This is a genomic window from Helicobacter sp. MIT 03-1614, assembly GCF_000762925.2.
In the GTDB taxonomy this organism is placed as follows: domain Bacteria; phylum Campylobacterota; class Campylobacteria; order Campylobacterales; family Helicobacteraceae; genus Helicobacter_C; species Helicobacter_C hepaticus.
The window spans coordinates 1-3,258 of the sequence record NZ_JRMS02000024.1; the positions used below are offsets into that span (position 1 = coordinate 1).

A 3,258-nucleotide genomic window follows, 5' to 3' on the forward strand; every position below is an offset into this window, starting at 1 on the left:
CCTTGCCTTGCGCCCATAAATATAAAAGGGCTTAAACAATTCAGCCTTGCTCATATCTCCCTCCTTACACAATAATCATACTTACCGCTTGAGCAATGATGTCTTTATCAAGTTTGACATTATGAAGTTCTGCAAGTCTGCACGCTCTTTTATAAAGCTTTACACTTGAGCGAAAATTGCCCTTTGTATAGGCGTGTATGCCTTTTATAAAGACCTCATTTGTCTCCGCTTCGCTAAGCCCTTTCAAATGCCATTTGCCACCTATACGCGAGTAGAGCTGTCGCAATTCGCCATTTTTACCTATGAGATTCTTTAAGAGAATCTCCGTGCCAAAAAGGATAAGAGGGCAGGAGCTAAAATCCCAAATCCTGCGTAAATCCTCTAACGCCCTCACACTCAAATGCTCCGCCTCATCAATGAGAATCACCACATCGCGCCTTTTAAGCTCTTTGGCTATAAGGAGCACTTTTTCGTGCAGATTTCTCCCGCCGCTAATATGTGTGCGCTCGCATAGCTCATCTAAAATCACTCTAGCAGTGCTATGGAGTGTAGCTTCAATTAAAATCGCATTGGGGTGCAAGCGCGCATAGTCTTTAGCAATCGTGCTTTTTCCGCTTCCTGCCACACCTGTGATAATAGCAATCTCTTTATCTCTCACCGCCTCATTGATGACAAAATCAGCCATTTGCTTATCGTGGCTTTCATAGACTTGCACATTTTCTTTTTTTGCGCCTCCTTTGTTTTTGTTTGCATAATCATCAAGGTAGAGCTTGATTTTGCGCCCTAGCTCTTTATTATTGCCCTTATACTCGCCCTTGCGAAAGGTAGAGATACTCGCGCTACTTACGCCAATAGCTCTACCCAAAGCCGCTTGAGAGATATTTTGCACTTTTAAAAATATCTCTAGCTCCTCACACACTTGATTTAAATCTACATTTTTCATATAATTTTCCTTTTCATTCATTTAATGTCTTGATACTTTGAGCGAAGCCCAAAGTATCGCCTAAAGGATACGCTTACAACCGCGCTATGCTTGGTTGTCATACGCACTTGTGCTTATCCACACTTGCAAGCGAGTTCTTAAGGTTCTCTCTTGCTTTGTAGCAAGTGATTTGCACGAAGTGCTAATCCATACTTGTAAAAATCTTACAAAAGGTAGCAAAGCCACCTTTTGCGCCTAAAGCTTGAGTTATGACTGCTTCGCATTCATCAACTCGTTTTCTAAGGTTAGGGCTTATTAGGAAGTGCTAATCCACACTTGCAACACCTGCAAAAAAGCCAACGCTTTTATTTTGCCTTTTTCAATACCGCTGCTTCCCAGCTCACATCTTTTATATTTTTTGTTTGTGTTTCATTTTTTACCTCCTTTGTGGTATCTAAAATTTCAGCGCCCACCGCATTTTTACGCGCCTCATCTAAGAGCTTTGCTTGATAGAGATTGCTATCATTAATGGCTTTGAGTGTGGGCATATGCGTTTTTGGCATTTTCTTGTACGCTTGTAAAAGCATTTGTGGGAATTGTGCCTCGACTTCTGCGCGTGCCTCTTGCATTTTGCCCTTGCGCGCTTTAAGCTCTTTATAAAAGATTTTTTGCGCATTCCGCGCCATTTCCGCACTCATCTCCTCACTATCAAGATTTGACGCTACGCCGATGAAGCGGTGCTGCTCGTCATACATAAAAAGCTCTTTGGTGTTATTGATATTTGCTGCCACAAATACGCTTGTATGCGCGAACATAGCAGCACTTTGATACCACAGCCCACCATAAGCGATACCTTTTTTATTCACAGCGCGCCTCTCAAGCGGAGAAAGCTTAGAGCAAAGCTCATATTCGTGGATTCTCACTGCCTCATTTACACGCGCGTTATATGCCTCTGCGGGTGTAGAATCTAATCTCTGCAAATACGCATTATTCATCAAAGAATGCGTGTAGGCATCTATCATCTGCCCTAGCTCTTTAAGCGTGTGAAGATTGGTTTGATTGCTTTTTTGCCCTCTTTTAAGTCGCCTCTGTGCGCGAGAGAAGAAAAACTCAATGGCTTGTCTTTGGCTCACACTATGCCCGATATAGCCTTTAATCCATTCCATAAGGTGATTTTGCAAGCGAGCGAAGTTTCGCTCCACATAGGGCTTACACCACCCAGCATACGCTTTAGCTTTGATATGCTCTATATCAAGGCGCATAAGCACTTCTTTGATATATTTACTCACAAATGCGCTGCCGTTGTCGCTTTTAATGCGCTTAGGTTTGCCATAGGTAGTGATGTATTTTGCAATGGCGCGGGATACACCTAGCGCATTTTCGGTATCGCTTATATGGAAGCTACACACGCCACTATAAGTATCAATGAGTGAAATAAGCACAAATCGCTTTTGCCAAGATTCTATGTTCTCTACTTTAAGCCCTAGAGCGTGCGCTATTTCGCTTGTATCAATAATCGCATCAATGCTTGTGCCATCAATCTCCACGATTTGATTAATAGAATCCGCCGCCCAATTACTCTGTCCAAGTGCAGGGAGGAAATTCCCCACTGCCGCATCTTCGCCACGATAAATAATTTTTGCTTCTATGGGGTGGGCTTTTAAGTAAGCCTTGACATATCGCTCAAGCACACAATAGCTTATCACTTCATCGCGCTTTGCTAAAAAATCTGCCAAATCCGCCTTGCCCACACTATCAAGATGAATATGCAGCATTCTATGTAATGAGGAGATATTCACCCTGCCACGACTTGCCAAAATAAGCTTATTTGTGAGCTCCTCTAATCCAAGCTCTTTAATCTTGCTTTGCTCTTTTCTATTTTTGCCTCGCTCATCAAGCAATAGCTCAAGTCCGCCTCTCTTATATGCCCTCTGCCACGCATAGAGCTTATTTTCGCTTAAAGTGATAGAGTATTGCCCACCTGCATTCAGCAGTGCGATAAAATCTTTTGCATTCACACCTTTTGCCTTATATGCTTCCCATTCTTTGATAATGGATTTTTTCTCTAGGGCGAGATGTTGTTGCTTTTGGGTGGATTTGGCAAATGCGCTTAAAGGATTTTTGCAAGTGTGGATTCGCATTTCGTGCGAATGTATGTGAGAATCTTGCTTCAAAGCACTTAGAACATCATCAGTGTCTCTATCATCGCTTGCATATTCATTCTTGCTTGTGCCCAAGTGTATAGATTCTGATGATGATATAAATGCTTGTGCTTCCCCTTGTGTCTTAAAAGGCTCACTCCAAATGCGGAGGACTTTACCAGCATTACCTCCAAT

Annotated in this window: 3 protein-coding genes; all 3 read right to left on the reverse strand. The window is 42.5% G+C overall.

The features are described 5' to 3' along the window. Positions 1–64: 64 nt before the first annotated feature. The gene (locus LS66_RS09895) at positions 65–943 is read right to left on the reverse strand and encodes an AAA family ATPase (RefSeq protein ID WP_034368386.1); all 879 of its coding nucleotides are present in this window, start codon (positions 941–943) and stop codon (positions 65–67) included. A gap of 84 nt (positions 944–1,027) precedes the next feature. Next, positions 1,028–1,168, reverse strand: a complete 141-nt coding sequence (locus LS66_RS10155) for a hypothetical protein (protein WP_161594742.1) — start codon at positions 1,166–1,168, stop codon at positions 1,028–1,030. Between the two features lie 119 nt (positions 1,169–1,287). Next, on the reverse strand, positions 1,288–3,258 hold a 1,971-nt coding region (locus LS66_RS09900; RefSeq protein WP_052057529.1), incomplete at its 5' end, for a DDE-type integrase/transposase/recombinase.